General features: G+C 69.7%; 21 protein-coding genes and 4 pseudogenes. 16 read left to right on the forward strand and 9 right to left on the reverse strand.

Features of this window, described 5'->3' with window-relative positions; all coding sequences use genetic code 11:
- Positions 1-189 precede the first annotated feature (189 nt).
- Positions 190-981 (forward strand): GNAT family N-acetyltransferase, encoded by a 792-nt coding sequence (locus ACGFRF_RS33140; RefSeq protein WP_393746310.1) that lies wholly within the window; start codon positions 190-192, stop codon positions 979-981.
- Complete coding sequence (infA, locus tag ACGFRF_RS33145; protein ID WP_393746312.1) at positions 978-1,202, forward strand: translation initiation factor IF-1; 225 nt, start codon at positions 978-980, stop codon at positions 1,200-1,202. The genes ACGFRF_RS33140 and infA overlap by 4 nt, the downstream gene beginning before the upstream one ends.
- A 74-nt stretch (positions 1,203-1,276) precedes the next feature.
- On the opposite strand, the gene ACGFRF_RS33150 is transcribed toward infA, so the two are convergent.
- From ACGFRF_RS33150 to ACGFRF_RS33160, 3 genes and pseudogenes are all read right to left on the reverse strand, one after another.
- Positions 1,277-4,498, reverse strand: a complete 3,222-nt coding sequence (locus tag ACGFRF_RS33150; protein ID WP_393746365.1) for a TIM-barrel domain-containing protein — start codon at positions 4,496-4,498, stop codon at positions 1,277-1,279.
- A 311-nt stretch (positions 4,499-4,809) separates the two neighbouring features.
- Positions 4,810-6,093, reverse strand: a complete 1,284-nt coding sequence (locus tag ACGFRF_RS33155; protein ID WP_393746367.1) for a transporter substrate-binding domain-containing protein — start codon at positions 6,091-6,093, stop codon at positions 4,810-4,812.
- A pseudogene (locus ACGFRF_RS33160) lies at positions 6,082-6,647 on the reverse strand (serine/threonine-protein kinase); the annotation flags it as partial. The pseudogene ACGFRF_RS33160 and the gene ACGFRF_RS33155, both read right to left, overlap by 12 nt.
- 566 nt (positions 6,648-7,213) lie before the next feature.
- Here ACGFRF_RS33160 and ACGFRF_RS33165 point away from each other — a divergent pair.
- Positions 7,214-8,083: an alpha/beta fold hydrolase gene (locus tag ACGFRF_RS33165; RefSeq protein ID WP_393746314.1), complete on the forward strand. Its 870-nt coding sequence runs from the start codon at positions 7,214-7,216 to the stop codon at positions 8,081-8,083.
- Positions 8,084-8,092: 9 nt separating this feature from the next.
- Here the strand turns inward: ACGFRF_RS33165 and ACGFRF_RS33170 are convergent.
- Positions 8,093-8,330: pseudogene (locus tag ACGFRF_RS33170) on the reverse strand (IS5/IS1182 family transposase); the annotation flags it as partial.
- A 44-nt stretch (positions 8,331-8,374) separates the two neighbouring features.
- Between ACGFRF_RS33170 and ACGFRF_RS33175 the strand changes: the two are divergent.
- Both ACGFRF_RS33175 and ACGFRF_RS33180 read left to right on the forward strand, forming a co-directional pair.
- Complete coding sequence (locus ACGFRF_RS33175) at positions 8,375-9,277, forward strand: serine hydrolase domain-containing protein (protein WP_393746316.1); 903 nt, start codon at positions 8,375-8,377, stop codon at positions 9,275-9,277.
- Complete coding sequence (locus tag ACGFRF_RS33180) at positions 9,265-9,804, forward strand: hypothetical protein (RefSeq protein WP_393746318.1); 540 nt, start codon at positions 9,265-9,267, stop codon at positions 9,802-9,804. Before ACGFRF_RS33175 ends, ACGFRF_RS33180 begins: the two co-directional genes overlap by 13 nt.
- 303 nt (positions 9,805-10,107) lie before the next feature.
- On the opposite strand, the gene ACGFRF_RS33185 is transcribed toward ACGFRF_RS33180, so the two are convergent.
- Entirely contained in the window at positions 10,108-13,869 is a 3,762-nt protein-coding gene (locus ACGFRF_RS33185; RefSeq protein WP_393746320.1) for a S8 family serine peptidase, read from the reverse strand.
- Between the two features lie 413 nt (positions 13,870-14,282).
- Positions 14,283-15,245, reverse strand: a complete 963-nt coding sequence (locus ACGFRF_RS33190; RefSeq protein ID WP_393746322.1) for a zinc-dependent alcohol dehydrogenase family protein — start codon at positions 15,243-15,245, stop codon at positions 14,283-14,285.
- A 166-nt stretch (positions 15,246-15,411) separates the two neighbouring features.
- Between ACGFRF_RS33190 and ACGFRF_RS33195 the strand changes: the two genes are divergently transcribed.
- The 4 genes from ACGFRF_RS33195 (at position 15,412) to ACGFRF_RS33210 (ending at position 18,165) form a co-directional block, all read left to right on the forward strand.
- On the forward strand, positions 15,412-16,056 hold the full coding sequence (locus tag ACGFRF_RS33195; RefSeq protein ID WP_393746324.1) for a TetR/AcrR family transcriptional regulator: 645 nt from the start codon (positions 15,412-15,414) through the stop codon (positions 16,054-16,056).
- Positions 16,057-16,070: 14 nt separating this feature from the next.
- A complete protein-coding gene (locus ACGFRF_RS33200; protein WP_393746326.1) occupies positions 16,071-16,280 on the forward strand; it encodes a hypothetical protein in 210 nt (69 codons plus the stop codon).
- Positions 16,281-16,876: 596 nt separating this feature from the next.
- On the forward strand, positions 16,877-17,368 hold the full coding sequence (locus ACGFRF_RS33205; protein WP_393746328.1) for a sortase: 492 nt from the start codon (positions 16,877-16,879) through the stop codon (positions 17,366-17,368).
- Positions 17,369-17,586: 218 nt separating this feature from the next.
- A complete protein-coding gene (locus ACGFRF_RS33210; RefSeq protein WP_393746330.1) occupies positions 17,587-18,165 on the forward strand; it encodes a class F sortase in 579 nt (192 codons plus the stop codon).
- Between the two features lie 337 nt (positions 18,166-18,502).
- On the opposite strand, the gene ACGFRF_RS33215 is transcribed toward ACGFRF_RS33210, so the two are convergent.
- On the reverse strand, positions 18,503-20,266 hold the full coding sequence (locus ACGFRF_RS33215; RefSeq protein ID WP_393746332.1) for an MOSC domain-containing protein: 1,764 nt from the start codon (positions 20,264-20,266) through the stop codon (positions 18,503-18,505).
- A 191-nt stretch (positions 20,267-20,457) separates the two neighbouring features.
- Between ACGFRF_RS33215 and ACGFRF_RS33220 the strand changes: the two genes are divergently transcribed.
- Both ACGFRF_RS33220 and ACGFRF_RS33225 read left to right on the forward strand, forming a co-directional pair.
- On the forward strand, positions 20,458-20,676 hold the full coding sequence (locus ACGFRF_RS33220) for a hypothetical protein (protein WP_393746334.1): 219 nt from the start codon (positions 20,458-20,460) through the stop codon (positions 20,674-20,676).
- A 143-nt stretch (positions 20,677-20,819) separates the two neighbouring features.
- Positions 20,820-21,089: a hypothetical protein gene (locus tag ACGFRF_RS33225; RefSeq protein WP_393746336.1), complete on the forward strand. Its 270-nt coding sequence runs from the start codon at positions 20,820-20,822 to the stop codon at positions 21,087-21,089.
- An 83-nt stretch (positions 21,090-21,172) separates the two neighbouring features.
- Here ACGFRF_RS33225 and ACGFRF_RS33230 read toward each other — a convergent pair whose 3' ends face one another.
- Positions 21,173-21,685, reverse strand: a complete 513-nt coding sequence (locus ACGFRF_RS33230; protein WP_393746338.1) for a CGNR zinc finger domain-containing protein — start codon at positions 21,683-21,685, stop codon at positions 21,173-21,175.
- Between the two features lie 295 nt (positions 21,686-21,980).
- Between ACGFRF_RS33230 and ACGFRF_RS33235 the strand changes: the two genes are divergently transcribed.
- The 5 genes and pseudogenes from ACGFRF_RS33235 to ACGFRF_RS33255 form a co-directional block, all read left to right on the forward strand.
- Positions 21,981-22,850: an alpha/beta fold hydrolase gene (locus ACGFRF_RS33235; protein ID WP_393746340.1), complete on the forward strand. Its 870-nt coding sequence runs from the start codon at positions 21,981-21,983 to the stop codon at positions 22,848-22,850.
- A gap of 472 nt (positions 22,851-23,322) precedes the next feature.
- The gene (locus ACGFRF_RS33240; RefSeq protein ID WP_393746342.1) at positions 23,323-24,183 is read left to right on the forward strand and encodes a DUF427 domain-containing protein; all 861 of its coding nucleotides are present in this window, start codon (positions 23,323-23,325) and stop codon (positions 24,181-24,183) included.
- Between the two features lie 389 nt (positions 24,184-24,572).
- Positions 24,573-25,274, forward strand: coding sequence for an HAD family hydrolase (locus tag ACGFRF_RS33245; RefSeq protein ID WP_393746344.1), 702 nt, complete (start codon positions 24,573-24,575; stop codon positions 25,272-25,274).
- A gap of 70 nt (positions 25,275-25,344) precedes the next feature.
- Positions 25,345-25,672 (forward strand): annotated as a pseudogene (locus ACGFRF_RS33250) (transposase family protein); the annotation flags it as partial.
- 280 nt (positions 25,673-25,952) lie between these two features.
- Positions 25,953-26,402: pseudogene (locus ACGFRF_RS33255) on the forward strand (DUF3558 family protein); the annotation flags it as partial.
- Positions 26,403-26,442: 40 nt separating this feature from the next.
- Here ACGFRF_RS33255 and ACGFRF_RS33260 read toward each other — a convergent pair.
- Positions 26,443-26,750 (reverse strand): transposase (locus ACGFRF_RS33260; RefSeq protein ID WP_393746346.1); only part of this gene is annotated, 308 nt, incomplete at its 5' end.

A 26,750-nucleotide genomic window follows, 5' to 3' on the forward strand; every position in this document is an offset into this window, starting at 1 on the left:
TAGGAAAGGGTTTGAGCGATGCGGCGGCCCGTTGCTACTTTCGTGGTGGACCGTGAAGTCGTCTTAGGGAGGTGAGCCCCGTGAACACAGTTACCCGTGGGTGCTCCCTCAACCCGTCACGGTCCGGCGGCTGACGTTCGGTGTCGCCAGGAGCGCCTGAGATCGAGGCACTCCTGGAGGGAGACTCCGATGAACACGAAGCCTTTCACCTCTGGCCTGAGCGAGGACGCGGTGTTGATCACGCGTGTCGCGGACAGGCAGTGGCATGCACTGGATGACGACCTGGTGGTCGGCCGCGGGTATGCGCATCACCGGCCCGACGGACGCTTGTTCGTCGGCATCGACGCCTGGCACGACGTCGCCTTCGACGGGCTCGCCGAGGCGATGCTGGCGGAACTGCCGGCGCCGCTGTACACGGTGGTCGACGAAGCCGACGTCGAGCTGACGGCCGGCTGGCAGCGGGCCGGTTTCACGATCGGGCGCCGCGAGTCGGAGTACGTCGTGCCGACCGACCCGCGGGTCACAGGACTCGAAGCAGTCCTGCCGCCTCCGGGCGTGACGATCGTGCCCGCCGGTCAGGCGGACGAGAGTCTGCTGCGGGCCGTGGACCGCGCGATCCGTGACGAAGTGGAGGCGACCGTCGGGTGGCAGTCGATGCCCGCGGAGGTGATTCCCCGCCCCGAAGGCGACACCATCGTCGACCCGTCGAAGTACGCGGTGGCCGCGGCGCCGGACCGCTACCTGGGTCTGATCCGGGTGGTGAGGGTGAAGCGGCCGCGCATCGGGCTGGTCGCGGTCCGGGCCGGCGAGCAGCGCCGCGGCATCGCGCGGGCGCTGCTGGCCCACGCGCTGGGGACGCTGCACCGCTCCGGGTCCGCTGCGGCCTGGGCCGAGGTCGACGAGTCCAACCGAGCGGCCTCGGCGCTGTTCGAGGGCATCGGCGCCCGGTCGATGGGCAGCAACCTGGAGCTGGTGCGATGACGAAGAACAAGAACGTCATCGAAGTCGTGGGCAAGGTCGTCGAGTGCCTGCGCAGCGCCATGTTCACCGTGGAGCTCGAGAACGGCCACCAGGTGCTCGCGCACATCAGCGGGAAGATCCGCAAGAACTACATCAAGATCATGCTGGAGGACCGGGTGCTGGTAGAGCTCCCGCCGTACGACCTGACGCGCGGCCGGATCGTGTTCCGGTACCGGAACTAGCGGCGGTCGGCACCCGGGCGCCCCCGTCCGGACACACCGGAATCGGGGGCGCCCTGCCGGGCAGGAGGGTCTGGCTAGCGATACATGACGGTCGCTGCCTTCCGGATGCTCTGTGAGGGCACCGTGACGCGGAGGGTGTGCGTGTCGGCGTCCCATCGCCAGGTGGATGGGGCCGTCCCGGTGCCGTTCAGGGCTACGCGGGTCGGCGCGTGTTCCACGCCGAGGAAGGACACCGTCCACTCGCGCCGGGTCACCTGACTCTTGAAGGAGCCCTTGGCAGGGGCGATCTTCAGCAGGTGGGAGCCGTTGTGCTCGGTGAACCGCAGCTGTGTGGTCGCCGCCCGCTGCGACACGGGGCCCACGCCGTCGTCCTCATAGAGGGAGAAGGAGCCGGAGGCCCCCGCGGCGACGGTGACGCCGACCTTGTTCAGCGGGTGCTGCGCGTCGTTGGCCACGTTCTCGGAGCGCGTGGTGACGACGCCGCCCGCACGGACGAAGACCGGCATGGTGTCCAGGCTCGTCGTGACGTCGTAGGTGGTGCCGCCGGCGGGCGCGGTGTAGGTGCGTCCGGTGAAGTAGTCCGTCCACTGTCCCGGCGGGAACCAGACCGATGTCGTGGTGCTGGTGCCGGGCGTGGTGACCGGTGCGACCAGCATGTCGGGCCCGTACAGGTACTCGGTGCCCGCCTTGGTGTAGGCGGTCTCCTCCTCCGGGTACTGCAGGTACAGCGGCCGGACGATCGGGACTCCGCTGACAGCGGCTTCCCGAGCCAGGGTGTAGGTGTAGGGCACCAGCGCCTCACGCAGCCTGAGGAACTTCTCGGCGGACTTCCTCGCTTCGGGGCCGTACTGCCAGGGCAGTCGGTCGCTGTGGTTGCTGTGCAGACGGTCGATCGGCTGGAACGTCCCGAACTGCACCCACCGTGCGTACAGGTCGTCGGGCAGCTTGGTGGTGCGATGGGTTTGGCCGTCGGAGGTGTACGTCTCCGCTCCGGGAATGCCGTAGCCGTCGTTGTGGCCGCCGATGTCGTGGCTGACGGCGGCCATGCCGGTGGCGGCGGACTCTCCTGGCGTGTAGCCGATCTCGGCGCGCAGGGTGCCCCAGTCGGACGTCGTGTCACCCGAGAAGTGGAGCGTGGTCCGCTTGTCGGCCCAGGGTCCGGTGGGCAGGCCCACTCCCCCGCTGTAGCCGCCGGCCTGGAGGGAGCCGTAGGCGCGGGAGAGGACGAAGCCCCGCTCGCTGGTCTCGGCGGTGAGATCGGCGTACTGCTGGTTGATCCACGCGTCCGGGGTGACACCGGCCTGCGAGGACCGTGAGGTGTCGCAGCACCAGTCCAGCCACCAGAAGTCGTTGCCGGCCCGGTCCATCGGCCGGTGCAGGTCGAGGTAGGCCTTGAGTTGGCCGGGATCGCCGAAGTCGAAGGTGTAGCAGTCCGCGCCGCCCGCGGGCGCGCATCCGCCCTTGCGCAGCTTGCCGTTGGCCGTGGCCTGCGCCGTGGCGAACTGCGGGTCGGATCCGAGGATGCTCGGGTGCACGTTCAGGGTGTTGTGCAGTCCCTGGTCCGTGGACCAGTCGAAGAACGACTTGGGATCGGGGAACTTGGCCGGGTCGAAGTTCCAACCGCTCCACGTGTTCGGGTACTTGAAGTCGGTGTCGGTGACGAGCACGTCGAGCGGCACGCCGGCGGCGCGGAACGCGGGCAGGACGGTGTTCTCGTAGTCGCTCGCCGTGCGGTCGATGTACTCGGAGTACCACACGCCGTAGGCCCAGCGGGGCAGCAGCTGCGGTGGGCCGGTCAGGGTGGCGAGATCGGACAGACCCTGCTGGTAGTCGTGGCCGAAGCCGAAGAGGTAGCCGTCCTGGTAGGGCCGGCCGTTGTGGCTGGGACGAGCGGACGCCTTCCTGGAGTCGGGGTCGTAGACCGCGGAAGGCGTGTCGTCGAGCAGGTACCAGCCGTCACGGTGCAGCAGGCCGGGTGTGGTCCAGGGGGTGGGGTCGTTGTCGCCGTCGAGTCCGTCGAGGCTACGCCGGTAGCCGCCCAGGGCGAGGTGCGGCGCGGGGGCCGGGTCCTGCTGGGGGGCCAGTGCGAGGGTGTCCACGTTGACGTGGCAGCTGGTGGCGTCGGGGCATCCCAGGGTGATCTCGTCCGTACCGGCCTTCAGGCTGACCGGGATGGACGCCGACGCCCAGGTGTCCCAGTTGTCCGTCGGTGGCAGGGACAGGGTGCTGTCGGGTCCGCCCTCGGTGCTGACCCGCATGCTCCGCGTCTGGTGCAGGCCGTCGCCGCCCGTGCCGTTGGCGTAGCGCAGATGGAGCAGGTAGGTGCCGTCCTTGGGCACCCCCGCGATCCGGTCGGTGATGCGGGCTCCCTGGTCGAGCTCGCCGGCGAAACCGTAGCCCGCATGGCCCTTGTGGTCGGTGGCGACGACCGCGGAGCCCGACAGGAGCGCGTCCTCGGCCTCACAGCTCGTACCGAACCGGCAGCCCGGGACCGCGCTTTCGGCTCGGGAGGGATAGGCCGCTCCCGGCGTGAGGAGGGCGACGCTGTCGATGTTGACGTTCCCGGAGTCGGCGGCGGCACGGTGAAGTCGGACCGTGTGGTGACCGGCGCCGAGAGACAACGGCAGCCGGGCCACCCCCCAGGTGTTCCAGTCGCCCGTCTCGGGGAGGCTGAACGTCCGGTCCACGCCGCCGTCCACGCTGAGGCTGAGCGTCCGGGTCTCGTGGCGGCCGTCACCGCCGACGGAGTTGGCGTAGCGCACGGCGAAGTCGTACGTGCCGGTCGTCCTGGCCTGGACGTCCGTGGAGAGGGAGTTGTTGTCGACCTCGAACCCGGCCAGGAAGCCCTTGCCGGTGAACCCGCCGTGGTCCGTGGCGAGTCCGGGGCCGTCGTACCTCTGGTCCTCTGCCTCGCACAGGGCGTCGGGGGCGCAGACCGGGTGCTGCCAGGGAGCCGCCAGCACCGGCTGCTGTCCCGCCTGGAGCCTCACGGTCAGGTTGTCCGCGGTGAAGGGGCCGGAGCCGACCCGGTAGCGCAGGGTCATCGCGTCGGTGGTGATGGTCAGGACGCCATCGCGCACCGACGAGGTGTAGTGGGGCGGTGTGAAGGAACCCCGGCCGATCACGTTGAAGGTGGACCGGTCCTCGAAGCGGCCGTCCCCGGAGTACTCGGTACGGATCAGGGTCGGTGACAGGACCTCGAACCGGGCGTCCGACACGGACACCGTCGCGGTGCGGACCGGCGGACTCGGGGTGTCCGCGGCCACGACACCTGGGGCGGCCAGGCCGAGCCCCAACGACACACAGGCCACGAGGTGGCCGAGCACGGGCGTGCGCCACTTGCGAAGCAATCTCGAAGGCGTCGGTCGCACAGCACACTCCATCCAGCACAGCTCCCTTCCGGGACGGCAGCACTCCGGCGAACGCGCGACGGGTATGCGCCGGCGCCCGAACCGGCCGGCCCGGCACGGCGATTACAACGTTGTCATCGCGGTTCCCAGGCATGAGACCATGCCGCTTTTCCAACTGTCCACACCCGTACCGGACATCGTTGTCAACGCTCTCCCAGAAGCAGGCCCCGCACAGGCACTCGTGCTCGGCGACGCTGTTACGGCGTGGGTGGGGTGGTCCTGAGGCCGGGGAGGTTCTTGCGGAGGGATTTGGTCCAGGTGCCGTCCTCGGTCATCTTCTGCAGTGCGGTGTTGATGCGTTGTCTGAGCGGGCTGTTGCGGGGGATGCCGATGCCGTACCGTTCGTCGGACATCTGGAGGCCGCCGAGTGTGAACCTGCCCGGTTCCCGGGCGGCGTAGCCGGCGAGGATGGTGTCGTCGCCGGTGACGGCGTCCACGGAGCCGCGTGCGAGGTCGTTCAGGCAGAGCATGTACGTCTCGCGGGGCAGGAGCTGTGCCTCGGGAGCGTACTTGGTCTGGATGTTGAGGGCGGAGACCGAGCCTGTGATCGCGCATACCTTCTTGTCGTTCAGGTTCTGGGGCACCTCGATCGACGTGTCGTCCGCGCGCAGCAGGACGTCCTGATGGGCCGCGAGGTAGGGGCCCGCGAAATCGATGCGCTTCTCCCGTTCGTCGGTGATCGTGTACGAGCCCACGATGAAGTCGACATCGCCATGCTCGAGTTGGGTCTCGCGCAGGCTGCTGGCCACCTCCTTCCACACGATGTGGGCGGAGTCGTAGCCCAGGGACGCGGCGACGTATTGCGCCACGTCGATGTCGAAGCCCGCATACGTACCGTTTGTTGCCCGGAACCCGAGGCCGGGCTGGTCCGGCCTGATGCCGATGGTGATCTTCTTGCCGTCGGCCGTGCCGCTGCCCCCGGTGCCGCCTGCGGCGGCGGGCGCGGTGCTGCCCGGTGTGCCGGTTGTGGTCCCCGGGGAGTTGACGTCGGCCTTGTCGTCGCCGTTGCCGTTGCCACCGGATAGCAAGGCCCACAGGAGGACGCCGGCCAGGGCCAGGGAGCCTGCGGCGTACGCGTAGGCGCGGCCGTGCATGCCGGATGCGGTCGGTCGCGTGATGGTCGGTGCCGGTGGCTGTGCCGCCTGCGGGTCTGCCGGGCGGGGCGGGGCGATCCGGTACGAGGTCGGGTCGGTGGCGGGGCGTTCGGAGGCAGCGGACGGTGCCTGTGCCCGGGGTGCTGCGGCCGCCTCCGCTTCGGCCTCAGCTTCCGCTTCCGCTTCCGCTTCCGCGAGCATCCGGGTCAGTATCTCGGCGTCAGGTCGTGCGGCAGCGTCGCGCACCAGGACGGCGGTCAACGCCTCGGCCAGCGGGCCGGCCCGACGCGGGGGCGGCACGTCCTCGCTGAGGACCGCCGCGAGCGTGGCGAGGGTGTTGGCGCGGCGCAGCGGGTGGTGGCCCTCGACGGCGACGTAGAGCGTCATGGCCAGGGACCACAGGTCTGCCGCGGGGCCGCCGTCGTGGCCGGCGACGCGCTCGGGGGCCATGTAGTCGGGAGTGCCGATGACCGACCCGGCAGGGGTCAGCACGGTGGTGCCCAAGACGGTCGCGATGCCGAAGTCGGTGAGGACGGGGTGGCCGTCTGGGCGCAGCAGGTGTTGGGGGGTTTGATGTCGCGGTGCTGGATGCCCGCCGCGTGGGCCGCGCGCAGGCCGGCCAGCACCTCTCGGCCCAGGACGGCGGCCTCGTAGGGGGTGAGGGTGCCGCCGTCGAGGCGGTCGTGTAGCGAACCGCCGGGGACCAGTTCCATGACCAGCCAGGGGTAGGGGTGCTCTGCGCCGTCCACGATGTGATGGATGGTCACCACGTTGGGGTGGACGATACGGGCGAGCGCCCTGGCCTCGCGCAGGACGCGGCCCCGCAGCGCGGCGGCGGCCTCGGGATCGTACTCGGCGAGTGCCGGATCGGGCGGGCGTACCTCCTTGAGTGCCACCTCGCGGTGCAGCGCGAGGTCACGCGCCCGCCACACCAGCCCCATGCCGCCACCGCCGAGCCGTTCCACCAGCTCGAAACGGCCGTCGATCACCCTCGCCACGCCGCCCCCTGTGCCTTAACGAGGGTCCGTCCACGGTCGTCGTGCGGTTACCGGGCCCTCTACCGAAGCCGTGGCCGACTCTGCCACACAAGTGAGGAGCCGGGCAGCGGGATGAGACCGGTGATCACCATTGGGGTCCCGTCCACGCGCAACCTGCGGCGGGCAGGCCGTTCACTCCGCTCAGCCACTTCGTGATCTGGTCCTGAGGAATGTGCTTGTCGCCTTTTGCCGAGACAATCGAGCACGTGCACCGCGAGATGGTCGCTCGCCCCTTGCACTCTGTTCGATCATGCTGGCAGGGCAGGCGAATCCTGCCGTTCGCGCCGCGGTTGGGCGTTGTGTCCACGGACCCCCTTGGGGCAAGAGGAAGACTGTGTCGGTTCTGACTCGCCGTCGAGGAGGCCAGCCGGCGCAGCCTGTTGGCTCGGTGGTCCTCCTGTGCGAGTGCGGGGTCGCCCCGGCCGATAGGTGCAGTGGTCGGTGTGTCAGCGAGGCGGGAGGTTCGGGTCTTGTTCGAGGACTTCGAGGCCAAGCGGGTCCAGGTCGACGAAGCGTCGATTTTCGTTCGTCACGGCGGGGAAGGGCCGCCTGTGGTGCTGCTGCACGGCCATCCCCGGACATCCGCGACCTGGCATCGTGTCGCCCCGCTCCTCGTCCGGCGCGGTTTCACCGTGGTCTGTCCCGATCTCCGGGGATACGGCGGGTCCACCGGCCCGGCGCCCACCGCAGACCACGCCGCGTACTCCAAGCGGGCCGTCGCCGGTGACGTGGTCGAGGTGATGCGCTCGCTCGGCCATGACCGGTTCGCGCTCGCCGGGCACGACCGGGGAGGCGCTGCCGCGCTGCGTCTCGCGCTCGATCACCCCGACGCGGTCTCGCGGGTGGCGCTGATCGACTGTCTGCCCCTCACCGAGCACCTGTCCCGCATCACGACCGAGTTCGCCACGCAGTGGTGGCACTGGTTCTTCTTCGCCCAGCCGGACATCCCCGAGCGGGTCATCAACGCCGATCCGGACAGCTGGTACAGCGGCGATCCGCAGAGCATGGGTCAGGAGAATTACGACGAGTGGCGTGCGGCCACGAGGAACCCCGACGTGGTGCGCGCGATGCTGGAGGACTACCGGGCCGGCCTCACCGTCGACCGGCGGCACGAGGAGGACGATCGCGCCGCCGGGGTACGGATCCGGTGTCCGGCACTGATCCTGTGGTCGCTGCGGGACGACCTCGAGGACCTGTACGGGGACCCGGTCGAGATCTGGCGCCAGTGGGCACCGGACGTACGGGGCCACGGCATCGACTCCGGGCACCACGTGGCCGAAGAGGCTCCGGAAGCGCTCGCGTCCTCCCTTGCCGACTTCTTCGCCGGACGGCCTGAGTAACTGATCGTTTCAACATGACGTCCTGAGGCGGCGGAGGCAGATAACGCTGCAGGCCAGTTCGAGCAGGCCCTGATGGAGGTCGGCGCGGCGCTCACAGCGGATGCCGAGCCGCTTGAACTGGTGCAGCCAGCCGAAGGCGGGCCCTGCCCAGTGCGGATCCGTGGGCGACGCAGCGTCGGGCGATCACCGGTGTGATGCCGCGCTTGCACAGCAGGCGCCGGTACTTGTCGAAGTCGTAGCCGCGGTCGTGGATCGCTGGAGCCCGAAAGACCCTTCGTATACGGTACCCGGATGGCTTCTCAGCGCACCCTGCTGCCGCGCTCGACACCGGCCGCCTCGGGGATGTCGTCCCGTTCGATCACCGCGCTGCTGGATCGGCTCGAAGCACTATCCGTCGAATGTCACTCCATCATGATCGTACGCCACGGTCGCGTCGTCGCCGAAGGCTGGTGGGCGCCGTACTCGGCCGAACGCCCGCACCTTCTCTACTCGCTGACCAAGTCGTTCACCTCGATCGCCGTGGGGCTCGCGATCGCCGACGGGATGCTCTCACTGGACGATCGGGTGGCGGACGTGCTGCCCGACCACGTTCCGGACGACATCTCGGAGCAGGGACGCCGCCTCACCGTTCACCACCTGCTGTCCATGACGACCGGACACCGCACGGACAGCCTTGCCGAGGCCTGGCAACGGGAACCGGGCGACCTGGTGAAGGGCTTCCTGCGCGTACCGTTTTTCGATGCCGAGGGAACGCGGCACGCCTACGACAATCCGACCACCTTCGTCCTGGCTCGGATGGTGGAACGGGCCACGGGCCGCAGCCTCCCGGAACTGCTCGAGGAGCGCCCCTTCGAGCCGATGGGCGTCGATCACGCCGAATGGGACCGTGTGGCGAGCGGTACCGCCTTCGGATTCCACGGACTGCACCTCACGACCGAGCCCGTTGCCGCCTTCGGTGAGTTGCTTCTGCGCGGAGGCATGTGGGGCGACCGTCGGCTCGTCCCGCGCGAATGGGTGGAGCTCGCGACCGGACGGCACACCGCTACCCTGCAACTCGAGGACGGATCGGGGGACGCCGACTACCTTCACGGTTACGGTTACCAGTTCTGGATGTCGCGTCACGGCTACCACGGCGACGGCTCATTCGGCCAACAATGCGTGGTCGTCCCCTCGCACGATCTGTGGTCGCCGTGACCGGCGGCCATACGCAGGCACAGGCAGTGCTCGACGCCCTATGGGAGTGTCTGCTGCCCGGCGTGGAGGACGCGGGAAGCACCTCGGACGACGAGGTTCTCGCCGCTCGGCTGCGGCGGTTGTCCTTGGCACCGGTGCTGGGTTCGGCCGCCCGGGAGCGTTTCGCCAAGGCGAGACTAGACGCCTCCGCCGAGGGTTCGGCTCTACCCGACGGAACCACGGTGATCGTGGATCCCGTGGACGGTGGATGGCTCGTTCGACTCGGGCCGTTCCTCAACGTCGAGGTCAGTCAGGGCGAATGGCGGGAAAGTTCGCCGCTCGGCCGCCCTGTCGTCGCGGCCGGCGCCTGGCAGGGCGACACGTTCGTCGCCGAGCTTTACGTCATCACCACGCCGCACCGGGTTCGGCTGTCGGTCGACGCCGACGCGGGGACAGCTACGGCGACGTGGAACAACGTGCCCCTGACCAGCCCAAGTCTGGTGTTGCATGTGCGGTCGCCGCTGATGACACGGCCCGACGTCGCCTAGGTGATGCGCTTTCCTCCGTAATGCACCTGTTGGAACTTCAGTCCGGGTGTACCAGGGCAAGACGGCTGCGGGGGACGATGCCCGCCAGGGCGCCGCGGTGGAGCCCGGCGAGCCGAACGAACCGCGCGGTGTCGAACCAGTGGTCGGAGGAACGCGTCAGGGGGCCCGGCTGGTGCCGGGCCCCCTGTTGCTCGTAGCGGGGACGAAGTTCCCGTAACTCGCGCTGGAAGCGGTGGACGATCGCCTTCGACCGGCCGCCCGGCGGTTGTGCGGGACTGCCGGGCGGCTTCGTTCAGGCCGAGGTCATCCGGCGATTCCCGCGGCGCGTACGACGGTCTGCGTCACGGTGTTCCCGCGGCTGTCACCGGCCTGAACGCGCAGCGTGAGGTACTGCGCCGAGGCGGGTGCGTGCAGGCGCAGGCTCACCTTGCCGTTGCCCCTGCCGCTGAGGCGTGCCGTCGTCCAGGTGGCGCCGTCGTCGTAGGACAGTTCCACCTTGCTGGTGTGCAGCGCGGCGTTGGATCCGCCCTCCAGGTGCAGCGGAGTGACGAGCAGGGTGGCGTCGGCGGCTGCCTTGCCGTCGTCGGACGTCGGCAGGGTGTAGTCCACCTGGACGAGCGGGAGTTGCTCGCTGCCGTCGGCGTCCTTGGGTGCTGCTGAGGTGAACGTCCACTCGGTGCGCGTGGCGGTCGAGTAGGGGAAGGCGGTCGTGGCAGCACGGGTCGCCGTGTGCACCAGGCGGTAGGTGCCCTTGTGCGCCGGAACGGTCGCGCTCACTCCGGAGCCGCCCTCGGCGACCAGGGTGTCGCCCCGGTACAGCGAGGTCTCCTGGGTGGTGTCGGTGCTGCCGAAGGCGGCGTAGTTGGCGTGCCCTCCGCCGGAGTCGCCCCAGGACGGGATGACGACGTCCAGCTGGTCACCGGTGCGCACGGGCGGCTGGACGGTGCCGTTGATGCGGGGCCGCACGACGGGGCCGAACCACTCCACGTCCGTCGTACTGCCCGCCGGATAGGTGACGGGTCCGGACGCGCTGTAGGACAGGGACTGGAGCTCGCCCTCCTCGGTCCACGAGAACGTGCTGTCGGTGCTGACGTAGTCGGTGCGGTGCGCACCGGCCGTGCTCAGCCGGTTGGTGCCGACCTGGTAGGCGGTCCAGGGGTGGATGTCGTAGCGGTTCTCGTACACCTCACGGCCGGTGGGGTTGCGGAAGGAGGTCTCGATCCGGGCCAGTTGCCCGGTCGTGGGTGCGTAGACGGGGTTGGCGGGGATGCGGTTCTTCCAGGTGCGGACCAGGTCGTACAGGTAGTCGGTGTCAGGTCGGGAGACGGCCCGCAGCGGCACGCCGCCGGTCGTGCTCGCGTCCACGCTCGCCATGAGCTTGTCGCCGTTCGTGCGGGACAGGCCCGCCACCTCTATGGAGGACTTGATGATGGGCTCGCGCAGTCGCCCGTCGAGGTCGTTGACGAACAGCAGCAGCTTCACGCCCGCTGCCTGCGCGGCCCTGATCTGGTCGTCCGCCGTGTCCTCGTCACCGGAGTCCCAGGGCACCACGGCGGCTTTGCCGGCGGCGTCGACGCCTTCGTAGTCCTCCGCGAGACCGTCGCCCGGGTGGATCAGGTCGAGGGTGTATTCGTCCTTGGGCAGCTTCGCCGAGCCGGGCATGATCCACAGGTCGTCGAACTTCTGCCCGCCGGCGGTCACCTCCAGCAGCGGCTCCTGGTTGCGCCAGCGGGCGGTGAGGTACTGCTCACCGTCGCCGGGCGCGGCCGTTGGCGCCGTCCAGAGGCTGTCGTAGCCGTCGCCGATCAACGAGCTGTCGGCGACGGAGGAGCCGTCCTCGAACTCGCGGTAGTAGTCCAGCCGCCGGGTGAAGTTCTCGGTCTTCTTCGGCGTGACCTCCTTGATCTCCTTGAGCTTGGTGCCGTCCAGCACGAGGTCGGTGGTGCCGGTGACCTTCACCTCGGGGATGACCATGCGGGCGTATCCGGCCGAGGCGGCGCCGTGCGTGCCCTGCACCCGGAAGTCGGCGTAGACGGTGTAGACGCCCGGCGGCAGCAGTTCGTCGGACTGGCCGTTGCCGTAGAGGTAGGTGCCCGCGTACTCGTCGCCCTTGCGGTAGAAGGTGAGGACGCCGTCCGTGGCCTCGCCGGAACGGCCGGTGACCTTGGTGCGGACGTGGAACAACTGCTGACGGGTGCTGACGCCGAGCAGGGTGCGGGTCACCGCGGTGCCCCCTGCGGACGCCGTCAGCCGTCCGGTCCAGCGCTGGAGGTCGCCCGCCTTCTCCAGGTCGGTGGTGACCGTGGCGGTCGCGGTGCCGTGCGCGGGGACCTCGACGCGGGCGGGGGAGACGCTGAAGACACCGCTCGGAACGCCCGGGGCGTCGACGGCGAGGTCCACGGTGACGGCCTGGTCGCCGGTGTTGGTCCAGGTCGCGGTGGAGTGGACCGCGCCCTTGTCGGTGCCGGGCGAGTGGATGCCGGCGTCGATCTTGCCGGTGGCGGTGAGCGTCGCCGTGGCCGCTGCGGCGGCGTCCACCCGGCCGTTGCCGCCGTCGTCCGCGCTGATGCCGGGGGTGGCCTTGGCGGTGCTGATCAGGGCGTCCTTGATGCGGCTGCCGGTCCAGTCGGGATGCGCGGCGGCGACCAGCGCGGCCACGCCGGCCACATGCGGGGTGGCCATGGAGGTGCCGCTGGCGGTCATGTAGTAGCCGCTGCCGGTGGCTATGTACTGGGACCTGGCGGCCAGGATGCCGACGCCGGGTGCGGTGATCTCGGGCTTGAGGGCGTCGTCGCCGTAGCGGGGACCACGGCTGGAGAAGTCGGCGATGGTGTCGGAGGAGTCGACCGCGCCGACGGTGAGGGCCGCGTCGGCGGTGCCGGGCGACCGGACCGTCTGGGCGCCGGGACCGTCGTTGCCGGCGGCGATGGTGAACAGGGCGCCGGTCTCGGCGCTCAGTTCGTCCACGGCTTGGGCGAGCACGGTTTGTCCGTCGGCGTTCTCGCTGTTGCCCAGGCTCATGCTGATGACGCGGGCGTGGGCGTCGCGGGCGGCCCACTCCATGCCCGCCAGGATCCAGGAGTCGTAGCCGTAGCCCTCGTTGGCGAGGACCTTGCCGACGTGCAGGTCGACGCCGGGTGCGACGCCCTTCTCCTTGCCGTCGGAGGCGGCGCCGCTGCCGGCGATGGTGGAGGCGACGTGCGTGCCGTGGCCGTTGCGGTCGGTGACGTCCTGGCCGGGGACGAAGCTGGCGCTGTCCTCGACCACGTTCTTCAGGTCGGGGTGGCCCGGGTCGTAGCCGGTGTCGAGGACGGCAACGTCGACGCCGTCGCCGGTGTTGCCACCGGCCCAGACCTCGGGGGCGCCGATCTGGGCGACCGAGTCGCTGAGGGTGGCTTCGGCCCGGCCGTCGAGCCAGACCTTGGCGACGCCGCCGTGGAATACCGCGTCGGTGTCGGTGGCCGGTGTCTTCGCAGCCTTGGACCCGGTGCCGGTGAGCGCGCTCCACAGGGCGTCGGTGTCCTCGCGGCCTGCGGCGAGGGCCACCCCGTTGACGCTGGTGAGGGGACGTACGCCCGTGACGTCGCCCGGCATGGCGACAGCGCGTTTGCGCAAGGTGGCGGCGGACGCCTCCTTGCCGCCGTACGTGACGATGAGCGGCAGGTGTTCGAGCGCCGCGTCGTCGTAGCCGTCGGCCACGAGGCGGGAGACGTTGAAGAGTTGGTCGTCCAGGACGCCGGACGCCAGGTAGGGGCGGGCGGAATCGGGATAGACGTAGGTGTCGCCGCCCACGGTCAGCACACGGGCGCCGGTGGGCTCCCCGTCGGGGCCCTGGACGGTGAGCGTGCCGGGGCCGTCGCCCGTACCGGGGGCGACGGTGACCTTGTCACCGGTGATCAGGGTGACGACAGCGGCGGCAACGTTGTCAGAGGTGCGGGCGGCGCCGACCGTACCGGCCGGCGAGGTGTCTGCGGAGGAGGCCACGTGCGGGGTCGCCGCGGTGGCCAGGAGAGCGGCCGCGACCACGAACAGGCGGCGCCGTCTTCCGGAAGGGTGCTGCGTCAAAGGATTCCCTCGACTTGAACGGGTGTACAGGCCGACGGGAATGTATGCCACCGGTGACGATCTTCGGAAGAGACGAACGCAGATTCATCGCATCGGCAACAGGCTGGAAACACAGACCAGTTGGGCCCTTGCATGCAATCGTGACCGTTCTCCCCGGCCGGCCGACGGGGTGAAGCGCCCTGAACCCGTCGGATGCGACCTGTTTGAACGGCGAACCCTCCGTCGCCTTGTTTCCGGGCCGGAACACGACCGCGGCCGGAGGGGATGCGCGCGGCCGAACCGCGTCCCGGTCGCAGCGCAGTCCGCCCGCAGATGCCGTTGCAAAGACGGGCACAACCCGCGGCCGGTTGGCTACTGCCGACCTTGCTGGTCGGCGTCGTCTTGCCGCTTCGTAGAGTCACACGTGGCGTAGCTCAGGGCACCAGCACAACCCTGCCGAACACCTCCCCCGCGTCCATCGCGCGGTGGGCCGGCGCCGCCTGGTCCAGAGGCAACACCTCGTGTACGACCGTGCGCAGGTCCCCGTGCGCAGCATCGGCGAACTGGGACGACCGCACGGCCTGCCGATCGGGGCCGGGCACGGTGTCAGAGCTGAAGGTGGCGAACGACAACGACCTGCGGAAGGCATCCATCAGCCGCATGCCGAAGTCCGCCGGCGGCTGCCCACCGACCACACCGACAGCCACATACCGCCCGTTGGGGTTCAACTTGTCCAGGAAGAGGGGAAGCTGGGGACCCCCCACGACATCGATCACCACGTCGAAGCCCGCCGGCGCGCCCGGGCCGCCCTCGCCGGAGCGGTCAAGGACATGGGTCGCGCCCAGGTCTCGCAGGCGGGCGCCACGCTCCACCGACGAGGTGGTGATCGCCACCGCGCTCGCGCCGTCCCTGGCGGCGAGTTGGACCGCCGTGATCCCGATGCTGCCCGCCGCACCGCGCACGAGCAGCGTCTCGCCACGTGTGAGACGGGCCCGCTCCAGGGCGAAGTGGGCGACCACGCCGGAACCGCCGAGGGTCACCGCGTCGGCGCCGGTCAGGCCGTCGGGCAGCGCAAGGACGTTCTCGACCGCGGCGACGGCCTGCTCGGCATAGCCACCGGACAGGCCGGTGAACGCCCACACCCGCCGCCCGATCCACGAGGCGTCCACGCCCTCTCCCACCGCGGTGATCCTTCCCGCGACCTCGCTGCCGAGGAGATGGCCCTCCCGGAAGCCGTAGGCGGCAAGCGTTCCCCGGCGGATCACGGCGTCCACGCCGCCTACCCCGATCGCCTCCGTGGCGATCTGCACCTGCCCCGGGGCAGGAACGGGCGCGGGCACATCGACGACCTCCAGGCCATCGGGGTCTCCGAACGTCCTGATCACGACGGCTTTCATCTCTGCTCCTCGGGTCGGTGGAGGGACGGATCTCAACTGCTGCTGCCGCGGGCGTCGAGCCGGCCCGGACAGCCGGGGCATCACCGGCGAAGTGCCGGGACGGGGCGGCGGCACCGCCATCGGACCGTAACGGACGCCCCCGTCCGTTTGGCTAAAGTGAGAAACGATGACGAACCATTTGCCTCAGCCTGTGCGCTCCGACGCCCGCGACAACCGGGCCCGCATCCTGGACGCCGCCCGCGCGGTGTTCGGCGAGGAGGGCCTGAGTGCGCCCATGCGCGAGGTCGCCCGGCGTGCGAGCGTCGGCCCCGCCACGCTGTACCGGCACTTCCCGACCAAGCAGGCACTGATCGTGGAGACCTTCGCCGAGCAGCGGCGGGCCTGCCATGCCGCCGTCCGCGACGCCCTTGCGGACTCGGACCCGTGGCACGGATTCCGGAGCTTGGTCGAGCGGATCTGCGAACTCCACGCGCACAGCCGGGGATTCGCCGACGCCTTCATGACGGCCTTCCCTGATGCCATGGACTTCGCCGCCGACCGGGAGCGGACTCTGCGCGCGGTCGGCGAACTGGCTCGCCGCGCCCAGGGGACCGGCCGGCTGCGGCCCGGCTTCGTCGTCGACGACCTGATCCTCATGCTCATGGCCCACCGGGGCCTCCAAGACTCACCGCGAGCCGCCCGGATCACGGCCTCCCGCCGCTTCGCCGCCTACGTGATCGAGGCGTTCCGCGCCGCACCAGAGACGGAAGCGCCTACGCCGTTGCCACCGGCACCACGCCTGCAGCTCACGCAGTCGCCCAGCACGCCTTGAATCCCGCGCAGCCCGTGTCCGAGCTGAACGACGAGGTCGAGCAGGGCGGCCCGGACGGTGGTGCCGTCCAGGGTGTGGTGGGCGAAGAGGTGGCGTACGGCAGCGCAGGCGGGCAGGGTTCTCGGGACGGCGGGGCGGGCGCGGTCGGCGGCGAGGCGGCCGGCCTTCTTGTCGAGGAGGCGCTGCACGGTGGATCGAGGAGGCCGACGGAGTGGACGCCGTAGGCGCGCAGGACTGCGGCCTGGCGGGCTTCGACACCGTGCAGGGCCTCCATCGGGAGCGGCCCGAGTACTCGGTTACCTGGGGGGCGACGGGAAGAACACCACCGGTGCTGGTGATCTGGGCGGAGGCGGTCGCGGCGACCGTGATCGTGGGGCACGTGCCGACCCGAGCTCGAGTCCGAGGCGGGAAAGGGTGGTCCGCGTCGGTGCCGTGGGTAGCGCAGCGGCGCCGCCAGTTCTGCCCGGCGCTCGCTGCTCGCCGAACGGTCAGCGGCACCGCTGCGATCCCAGGGCGATCTCGGCTGCCGGTTGGTGTGCCCGGGTGACCGGCCGCCGGGTGACTGGCGGACCCCACCGTGCAGGACCGGCTGGCCGACTTTCACCGTGATGGGGTCGGGGTGGCGGGTGATTGGTACTGGCGGTCCTCGCGTCGGTGACCTGCGCAAGCGATCAAGAGGGAACACCGCGTCCCCTGACTGGGTCACCCATCAGGCGATCCGTCGTGTTGCGGAACTGACGGACTGTCGGTTGTCTCGTGAGCGGAACACAGGAGAGGCGCCGCGCAGACAGGCCGGACACTGTTCCGTTGGAGGATTCGCATGCGTTACACACACATGGGTGCAGGTATCGGCCTGGCTCTCGGTGCCCTCGGACTGCAGATCCCGGTCGCTGCCGCCGCCGATGACTCCGATGTCCGTGTCGAGCCGTGGAATGCCTCCCCGGGCTCCACGGTCACGGTCAGTACGACGGCCTGCGACCCTGACGCGGACTACGGCAAGGGCTGGTCGGAGGTGGGCGGGGAGTTCCACCTCTTCGAAGGGGATGAGGAGGGGGTACTCACCGGCCGGTTCCAGATCCCGGAGGAAGCCAAGCCGGGCAGCGACACAGTCACCCTGAAGTGTCCGCCGCTGACCAAGGTCACGGAAACGTACCAGGTCACCGGCCGCCCTCCGAGCGGCTCAGTCAACGCCGGCTTCGGACCGGCCGAGGACACGGGCATGGGGCTCGCCCTGGGCGGTGGGCTGCTCGTCACGGCCGCGGCCGGGGGCGTGGTCTGGGTGTGCCGCCGCCCGAACGGCAACCGGACCTGACCGTCCGACTCCGTCGGCCGGGCCCGTCCACTTCGGCCCGTGACCGGTTCGGGAACAGAATGGTTCCGTTGGCCGTGCACCCCGCCCACCGCGAGGCCCACCCACCCGCCACCACGCACCCGACGTGAAGCAAAGGCTCGACCGCCATGGCGCCCAGACACCACACCAGTGCTTCCCGAGGCCCGTCGGTCCCCGCATTGCTCGTGCTGGTCTGCGCAATGACGGCGGGTGCCGTGCTGGTGGTCAGCAGCATGCACGACGAGCAGCCACCGCGGCCCTCTGCGGCGCAGGCCTTGTCAACCTCTGCAGACCCCACCCGCCTCATGGTCCATCCGCTGCCCCCCGCGGATCCCGTCCGGATCCGGATCGCCGCCATCGGAGTGAACGCCCCGATGACACGCGTGGGCCTCGATGCGGCGGGGGCGCTACGGACGCCACCACCCACCGAACCCCGCCTCGCCGGCTGGTACGGCGACGGCACGGCTCCCGGCTCGGCAGGCACCGCCATCGCCACCGGGCATGTGGACACGCCCACCGGCGGCCCCGGTGTCTTCTACGACCTGGGCACCCTGGCCAAGGGCGCCACCATCGAGATCAGCCGGGCGGACCGGCGCACAGCGGTGTTCACCGTCCGCGCCGTCGAGCTCTACGACAGGGAGGAGTTTCCCAGCAAGAAGGTCTACGGCAGTTCCGGCCGGCCCGAACTCCGGCTGATCACCTGCGGTGGCGGCTACAGCAAGCGCACCGGCTACCTGAGCAACGTCGTGGTGTACGCGACGCTGACCGCGGTGAGGTAGCCGACGAACGGGCCGACTGCTGCCACCTGCACCGCCGCGGCCCACTCCTTCCAGCGGTGGCCCCGCGTGGGTCGAACGCGGACCGCGGGCTCTGAACTCGAGCGGCCCCGAATCGCCGGCGCGGCTGACTGACGAGCGGTTCGCCCGGTTGGAGCGGGAGCGCGCCAGCGGGCCGGCCGCGCACGGCTCGGAGGACCGGCGCCGTCCCCCGGGCCGGATCCAGACCTTGACCGGCCGGCGCTTCGGCGTCTGGTCCCTACTGCGGCGCGGCCGGCTCTCCGACGTCGCCTTCACCACCCCCGAGCACCTGATGCAGCGCGTCTGCAGTAGACGGCGGCTATAGGTCGAGGACGACTTCGGTGGTGGGTTGGCTGCAGCAGACGAGGATGGTGCCTGCTTCGGGGGGTTCGAGGGGTGGGGTGGTGTAGGTGATGTCGCCTGTCACGAGGTGGGTGATGCAGGTGTGGCAGACGCCGGTGCGGCAGGACCAGCGGGTGGGGATGTCGCAGGCTTCGGCGAGGTCGAGGAGTGAGGCGTGTACGGGTGACCAGGGGGTGGTGATGCCGCTGCGTGCGAAGATGATGAGCGGTCCGGTGCCGGTGGGACCGGGCGGTTGGTGCGGCCGGATGGCGACCGTGGGCGTCATGCCCGGGTTGATGGCGGGGAGGGCGCTGAACTGCTCCGTGTGGATCCGCTCGGGGCTCAGGCCGTGGTCACGCAGGAAGCTTCCGAAGTCGTCCATGAAGGCCGCTGGTCCACAGAGGTAGGCGTCGGCGTCGGTGGGAAGGCGCATGGCCGTGAGTGACTGGGCGGCCGGACGCCCCTGGGTGATGTAGGGCTCGTCGCGGTGTGCCGTGGCTTCGGCGGTGTAGTAGACGTACTCGTGAGCGCAGGGAAGTTGCGCCAGAAGGGTGTGGGTCTCGTCGGCGAAGGCGTGGTGGGCGCGGTCGTGGGCGATGTGGACCCACCACACGGGGCGTGGGTCTCGTGTGGCGGCGAGTCGGTGAAGCATGGCGAGCACGGGTGTGGCGCCGATCCCGGCGGAGATGAGGGCGATCGGGCGGGTGCCTTCTTGGAGTACGAAGGCTCCGCGGGGGCCGGCGATGTCCACGAGGTCTCCGGGGTGGAGCGTGGCATGGATGTAGCTGCTGACTTTCCCGTGGGGCTCGTGCTTGACGCTGATGCGGTACGTGCCTGCCGTGGGGACGGAGGAGAGGGAGTAGCTGCGAACTGCCGGGGTGGCATCGCCGACGGCCAGGCGCAGGGAGAGGTACTGGCCCGGGCGGGCCTCGGGCAGGGGTGTGCCGTCGGTGGTCTCGAGGTAGATCGACGAGATGGTGGGGGCCTCGGGGACGATGCGGGCGACGCGCATGGTTTTGAAGCCCGGCCATCCCGCTTCTTCCCTGGGCTGCTGGGTGGCGGCGCGTTCGCCCGGCCATCCCGGCTCCTGTTTGGGCTGCCCGGCGGCGGCGAGTTCACGGAAGGACTGCTGCCAACCGGGACTCAGGGCAGGGACGTTCAGCGCTTTGCGCAACTTAGCCGGATCGCGGTCGGGGAGGTAGAGCAGTGCGTCGGTGTCGGCGACGCTGAGTTCTTCAGGGCCCTTGCGGGTCAGGGTGATCTCGTCGCCGGCTTGGACATGTCCTTCGGTGATCACGCGCAGGTAGAAGCCGGGGCGGTGGTGGGCGACCAGCAGGGAGGCCATGGTGGGTTCGCCCAGGCGCATGCCGACGCGGTAGCAGGTGACGCGGGGCTGGGTGACCTCGAATTCGGCTTCGCCGATGCGGTACCGGTCGCCGATGCACACTTCGTCGTCGGGCAGGCCGTCTACGGTGAAGTTCTCCCCGAAGATCCCGAAGGTCAGGTCGTCGCGACCGAAATGTTTTTCCCAGTACCGGTAGGACTGCAGCTGGTAGACGAGAACGGCTCGAATTTCACCGCCGTGTCCGGCCAGGTCACCTTGGCCGTCTCCCTCGACGTTCAGCCGCCGCACCATTCGTCTGCCGTGGACGGGGGCTTTCCACGCCCCGGTGTGGACGGTCCTTCCCTGCCAGGGGACGTCCTTGGGCTTTCCTACGTTGACCGACAGCAGCGTCGCCATTGCGGACCTCCTGCGGGTAGCCGACCGGGCAGCCCCTCATGGCGCTGTGATCTGTGCGCTGAGGCCGATCCTAGTTCTTGTGCTCGGGCCGCCGCGATTCCGTGATCACGAATTTTGGCGTATTCGCTGAGGTGCTACGAACAGCGGGGGGGGTGCGGAATGCCTGTCCGTGTCTGGAATTCAGCCTGGACGTGGATTACCGGCCCGGCCCCGATTTCCGCGTCGTGCAGCTGACGCCTCCCGGCTCGGCGTGCTCGGTGCGGATCGGAATCGGTCTCACCGACGCCGAGCCCGGCTCGGTGCAGGGCCTGTACCTGGTGGTCCCTGATCTGGAAGCGGCGCGGGCCGAGCCGATGGAGCGCGGCGTCGAGGTCGGGGAGATCAGGCACAAGGCACCTCTCGACGCGTGACAGGGCGACTTCGAGGCCGGCGTCGACCCGGAGCGTCGTGACCACGCGAGCTTCGCCGAGTTCTCCGACCCCGACGGCAACGCGTGGACGCCGCAGGAACGCGGTTCCAGCCGCGCATGAGGGGAGCCGCCGCCCCGAACGGGATGACGGCAGCCATCGACAGATCCGATAGCGGCTTCGAGCCGACGACGGACGGCGATCTGCGGTCCTCGAACGGCATCGCCGACGTGGCAGCCATCAGCCGGCGCTTCCAGCTCGCCCTTGTCCGGCTCGCCACCGGAACCCTGCTCGGTGCCCTGCTTCCCCCGCTCGGCGTCGCCGTGATCGCTGCTTTCACCCTCTACTACTGGCTTCCCATGCCGGGCGAGATCACCGAGGCCAGGCGTCGGCGTCAAGGTGGCCACCGGACGTGACCGCCGATGGCCCCCCGCGCGGCGTCTGGGAGGAGGCGGGTCAGCCCGATTGTTCACCGGCACGGGGAGGACGGTCGGAGGCGTTACTCGGCTGCGACACGGGTGCGCTGGTGGTGGCGCCTTGCCTTCATACGGTTGCCGCAGACGGCCATCGAACACCAGCGGGCCTTGTTGGCCTTGCTCCGGTCGATGAGGAAGCGACGGCACTCCGGGTTGGCACACGGCCGCAGCCGGCCGGACATCGTCTGCTGTACCGCGCTCCACGCCAGCACCGCTTCTACCGCCAACCGGCGCTCCGCGGGGACTTCCACCTCCCACGACACCCCCGCAGGCGAGACGTGCGGGTGGGAGATGACCCCGTTCAGGAGCGGGGCCAGCGACGGGGCGGGTCGGCTGCCGCGCACCACGTCCTGGAGGGCGTCGCGCGCCCGCACGAGACTGCGGAGTTCGTCCACGGTGCCACTGCCGCCGTGGGCCTGCTGCCAGGACCTGGCCGCTTCGGGATCCGCCAGTCGGTCCTGGACGACGCCATTGACCACCGGCGTGCTGTTGAGGAGCTCCAGCAGTACGCCGTGCTGTTCTCGGTCGACCATCATCACACCTCCTAACCGTATAGATCCGCTTGACAGGTTACTCGGCCGACTGCGGCGGGATTCCGGGACACCCACGTCGGACAGGCGCGCACCGACCGCCTGAGCGGGCCCGAGGCGGGCGGTGCGACTGGCTGGTGACCGTTCACGGACGGAGGCATGAGGAAGGCCCATGTTGCGCCGCCGGACGCGGCGCCCCGACCACCATCGCGATCTAACCATCAAATAGCACTTGACGGGTTAGGTCGCGCATGCTCGACTGGAGATGTAACCACTAAAGCTCGATAGAGAGGTTAGATGCATGGCTTTCGCAGTCCACCACCGCACGGCAACCGTCAACGGTCTCGAGGTCTTCTACCGGCAGGCCGGCGACCCGACCGCACCCGTAGTCGTGCTCCTGCACGGCTTTCCGACGAGCTCGCACATGTTCCGCCACCTGATCCCGGCGCTCGCCGACCGCTACCACGTGATCGCCCCCGACCACATCGGCTTCGGCCAGTCCGCGATGCCCACCCTGCAGGACTTCCCCTACACCTTCGACGCCCTCACCGACGTCACCTCCGGCCTGCTCCAGCAGCTGGGCGTCGACCGGTTCGCGATGTACGTGCAGGACTACGGCGCCCCCATCGGCTGGCGTCTCGCCCTCCAGGCCCCGGACCGCATCATCGCGATCATCACCCAGAACGGCAACGCCTACGAGGAGGGCTTCGTCAAGCCCTTCTGGGACGGCGTCTTCGCCTACGCCAAGGCCCCGGGACCGGACACCGAAGCCCCCATGCGGGGCGCCCTCACCCCGGAGATCACTCGCTGGCAGTACGTGAACGGCGTCGCCGACCCCAGCCTGGTCAGTCCCGACAACTGGGTCCACGACCAGGCGCTGCTGGACCGACCTGGCAACGACGAGATCCAGCTCAGGCTCTTCCGCGACTATCCCACCAACGTGGACCTCTACCCGCAGGTCCACCGGTACTTCCGCGACTCCCGGGTCCCGCTGCTGGCGGTCTGGGGAGCCAACGACGAGATCTTCGGCCCCGCAGGCGCGGAAGCGTTCCGCCAGGACCTGCCCGATGCCGAGATCCACCTGCTCGAGTCCGGGCACTTCGCCCTGGAGAGCCACCTCGAGACCATCACCAAGCACATCCGCGACTTCCTCGGCCGCGTCCTCGTCTGACGCGCAGGGCGTCGAGGCGGCTGCGGACCAACTCCCCCGCTCCCGCCGCAGCCGGCGAAGGACCCGCTATGCGACATCTCGCCCAACACGCCTTCAGCACCACCCCGCAGACCGTGCGCGCCGCCCGTGACTTCGCGATACAGACCCTCGACGATTGGGGAAACCGGCCGGCAACGCCGTCCGGCACGGAAGCCCGCACACCCATACCTACCTGGTCCGCCTCATCCGGCACCCGGACTACCTGCACGTCGAAGTCCACGACAGCGCACGCCACTCCCGCCTGCGCATCCCGCCCGCCTCACTGCGACTGGGTCCGCACCCTCACCACCAGTGCGGGTAAGGCCGTTTGGACCTGCTTTTCGCCGGCCCGAGGCTCACACCTCCCGCTGCTCCTGCGCACCCTGACCGTCGACCACGAATCACCTACCGGGGTGCTGCCACCCGCGCACCCCGCACCCGGAAGGAAGCCACCATGGGACTCTCCTGGCAGCAAGGCCCCCTCTCCACCGGCGCCATCGGGCACTTCCTCACACCCGAACCCCTGCCCGAACGCCTCTTGTTCGCCGAGCGGCTGCGCCGCCGTATGCGCGTGAAGTTCAACGACACCTTCATCGCCGACAGCGAGAACGTGGTCCTGCTCCACGAACCGGGCCGCTACCCCGTCGCCTACCTCCCCCGCGAGGACATCGACGCGCAGGCCCTGGTCGCCCGCGAGAAAGTCACCCACCACAAGGACCTGGGCGACACCGCCTGGTACGCGGTGCACGCCGGCGACCGCACCACCGAACGCGCCGCCTGGGAATTCACCGCGCTGCCCGGGTATGCCGCCGACCTGCAGGGCCGCATCGCCTTCGCCTGGCGAGCGATGGACGCCTTCTACGAGGAGGACGAACGCATCCTCGGGCACGCGGCTGACCCGTACCACCGCATCGACATCCGCAACACCTCCCGCGCCCTGGAAGTCCGACTCGGTGACACCGTGATCGCACACTCCGAACACCCCGTCGTGCTCTACGAGTCCGGATTCGCCCCGCGCTGGTACGTCCCGCGCGCCGACATCGACGAATCCCGACTGCACCCGGTCGAAGGCCAGACCTTCTGCCCCTACAAGGGCCTGTGCGACTACTACGACATCGGTGAGGCACACCGCGCAGCCTGGTCGTACCGCAACGCCTACCGGGCAGTCGACAAGATCAACGACCTGGTGTCGTTCGAAGCGGACAAGGTCCAGGGGTATCTGGACGGCGCGCGCCTGCACGTGAAACCCGGGCAGAACGTCATCCCACACGGTGTCGACCGCGGCCTGGACGTCGAAGAGGTCAAAGCACACTGACGCGTGCCGGAACTGTCCCGAACCCGGGTCGCCGTCGCCGTCGCCGAAGGGGAACTCGCCGCGCTCCTGCGGTCGTTCCCCACACCAAGGCCGCCCGCCCTGATCGCGCTCGCCGAGGACTTCGCACGTTCGATGCCCGGAGGCGTCTCCGTCGTCCAGATCTTCGTCTGCGATGCGAACTCGACGCGCAGGTCGCCGAGGGAGCCGACCCGGACAGCGTCGCCCACAAGTGGCTTGCCGCCAACGGACTGGCGTGACGCGGCTCGTATCCCCGACAGCCCGCCACAGGTGCCGGTTGTGCCTCGGCCAGGCGCGCGTGAAGGAGCCCCGCCGTCCTCCTCGACGCATCACCGCCTACCGTGCGCGAGCCCGGAAGGGCCGATCCGCGAATGCTCCGCAGGCTCTCCTGGCATGATCACGTCGTGACCAGTGAGCTTGTACGGCAAGGCCCCAGGAAGTACGTCCTCTTCGATGTCGACGGCACGTTGATCGACGCCGTGGACAACCAGCGCCGGGTCTGGGCCACGTGGGCGGGGCGATACGGACTGGGCGCGGAGGAGGTCTATCGGGTGGCGCTGCGGACGCGGCCGACGGAAACCTTCGCGGAGGTTGCTCCGGACCAGGATCCACGGGAGTGCCTGGCCGCGCTGCACGAACTGGAGGACGAGGATGTCCGGTCCGGCGTCTACGCGGCCTTCGACGGTGCATCGGAGCTGCTGGGCAACCTGCCGTCGGGGGCGTGGGCGCTGGTGACCTCGAACTATGAACACCGGGTGCGTGGGCGTTTCGCTCGGACGGGGCTGCCGGTTCCGCGCGTCATTGTGGACGCCGCCGCGGTGGCGGAAGGCAAGCCCTCGCCCGTGCCCTACCTGCTGGCCGCCGAGCGGCTCGGTGCTCAGCCGGAGAACTGCCTCGTCATCGAAGACGCCCAGTCGGGAGTGGAGGCAGGGCTGCGGGCCGGCATGACGGTGTGGGGGGTCAACGCCGCGGCTGCGGTGGCCGGCGTGCACCGGCACTTCGCGAGCCTGCGCGAAGCAGTCCCCGACATTCTCGCCTTCGCCCGGCTGGAGGGATCAGCCGGAGTGTGTTGATCACGGTGTGGCTGGTGTTCGGGGTGTCGAATTCGGCGGCCGACCGCAGCATCAACGACCTCGGGCCCAAGTGGTCGGCCGACCCGCGCGCGGCTACCGCCAGGACGGCAAGGTGTCGGAGGAATCCGCGCCAAGGACGCTGTCGGTGCCACGACGATGGCCGATGGCCGCTGCCCCGGAACCTGCCTGGTGATGCCACACCGCCGCCGCAAGGCCAAGGACCAGCCCGCAAAAAGAGGAGCCCAACAAGTCTCACAGACAAGTCCGCGCCCACGTCGAGCATGTCTTTCGCACGCATGAGGGGCTGGAAGGCACTGCGCGACTGCTGTCTCAAGGGTGACAGCGTCCACCACGCTTTGCGCGGCATCGCCCGCCTGCCCAACCTCGCCCTCCCTGGATGGGGAACGGTTCGCCACGATCGGCCGATCGCGCTCCTCCGCGCTGAAGATCGGCAGTGGGACACTGACCTCGTCCGAGATCGCGTCGGCATGCGCTGCGGGCCGTGCACACGGCGGAGGGTGAGACGAACGGATCTCTTCTTCGGTCTGATCCGCACCAGAGTGGAATCGGGGGATGAAAATGCGACGTGTGGTGATGACGGCCACCATCCTGGCCTGCGTGCTCGGGCTTGCGGCCTGCGACGACAACGAGTAGGGCTCGGACAGGCCGACCAGCGGCGCCAGTGGGAGCTCGGCCGCGCAAGGCGGAAGTGCCGGTGACGGCAAAGTGGGTACACCCCTCGCCGACGTCGATCCGTGCACCCTGCTGAAACCCGCGGACGTGCCACAGCTCGAGCAGGACGGCGTCACCCGGCCCACGATGCAGGCCATCCCCGGCAAGCCGACGTGCAGCGGTTACGACTACGCGGTCGAGATCAACGACGGCGGTGCGGATGTCCACGATATGGAGTTTCACAGCTCGGAGGCCCAAGCGCTGTCCGATATCGCCGGACACAGGGCGGTGATGACGCAGACCAAGGCCGGTGCAGCGACGACCTGCGCGGTGTCGCTCGAGGTGACCACCCAGGAGTTCGTGCGCGTCACCGTGACGGCAGGCGACAACCCCGCGCAGACATGCGACATCGCCAAGAAGGCTGCCGGGGTCGTCGGGGGCAGGCTGTCCTCCTGACAAGGCGCGTGGTCATCGCCCCCACGTCTAACTGATCATTTCAGAATGAGGTTCGGAGTCGTCTCAAGCAGATGACGCTGCAGGCGAGTTGGAGTAGTCCGAGGTGGAGGTCGCCTCGTATCTCGTAGCGGATCCGTAGGCGATTGAACTGGTGGAGCCAGGCGAAGGTGCGCTCGACGACCCACCTGGTTCTGCCCAGGCCGGATCCGTGGGCGGTGCCCTTTCGGGCGATCTTCGGCGTGATGCCGCGAGTACGGAGGAGCCGCCGGTACTTGTCGTAGTCGTAGCCGCGGTCGGCGAACAGCCGCCGTGGCCGGTGACGTGGCCTGCCCACCAGGCCGCGGATGC

This window comes from Streptomyces sp. NPDC048521, assembly GCF_043199855.1.
GTDB lineage: Bacteria > Actinomycetota > Actinomycetes > Streptomycetales > Streptomycetaceae > Streptomyces.

Bases quoted from the DNA above. Each gene is read 5' to 3' on its own strand.
- ACGFRF_RS33140 (WP_393746310.1), top strand. From the start codon at position 190: ATGAACACGAAGCCTTTCACCTCTGGCCTGAGCGAGGACGCGGTGTTG.
- infA (WP_393746312.1), top strand. From the start codon at position 978: ATGACGAAGAACAAGAACGTCATCGAAGTCGTGGGCAAGGTCGTCGAG.
- ACGFRF_RS33155 (WP_393746367.1), bottom strand. From the start codon at position 6,093: ATGACGCTCTACGTCGCCGTCGAGGGCCACCACCCGCTGCGCCGCGCC.
- ACGFRF_RS33175 (WP_393746316.1), top strand. From the start codon at position 8,375: ATGGCTTCTCAGCGCACCCTGCTGCCGCGCTCGACACCGGCCGCCTCG.
- ACGFRF_RS33190 (WP_393746322.1), bottom strand. From the start codon at position 15,245: ATGAAAGCCGTCGTGATCAGGACGTTCGGAGACCCCGATGGCCTGGAG.
- ACGFRF_RS33195 (WP_393746324.1), top strand. From the start codon at position 15,412: ATGACGAACCATTTGCCTCAGCCTGTGCGCTCCGACGCCCGCGACAAC.
- ACGFRF_RS33205 (WP_393746328.1), top strand. From the start codon at position 16,877: ATGCGTTACACACACATGGGTGCAGGTATCGGCCTGGCTCTCGGTGCC.
- ACGFRF_RS33210 (WP_393746330.1), top strand. From the start codon at position 17,587: ATGACGGCGGGTGCCGTGCTGGTGGTCAGCAGCATGCACGACGAGCAG.
- ACGFRF_RS33215 (WP_393746332.1), bottom strand. From the start codon at position 20,266: ATGGCGACGCTGCTGTCGGTCAACGTAGGAAAGCCCAAGGACGTCCCC.
- ACGFRF_RS33225 (WP_393746336.1), top strand. From the start codon at position 20,820: ATGACGGCAGCCATCGACAGATCCGATAGCGGCTTCGAGCCGACGACG.
- ACGFRF_RS33230 (WP_393746338.1), bottom strand. From the start codon at position 21,685: ATGATGGTCGACCGAGAACAGCACGGCGTACTGCTGGAGCTCCTCAAC.
- ACGFRF_RS33235 (WP_393746340.1), top strand. From the start codon at position 21,981: ATGGCTTTCGCAGTCCACCACCGCACGGCAACCGTCAACGGTCTCGAG.
- ACGFRF_RS33240 (WP_393746342.1), top strand. From the start codon at position 23,323: ATGGGACTCTCCTGGCAGCAAGGCCCCCTCTCCACCGGCGCCATCGGG.
- ACGFRF_RS33245 (WP_393746344.1), top strand. From the start codon at position 24,573: ATGCTCCGCAGGCTCTCCTGGCATGATCACGTCGTGACCAGTGAGCTT.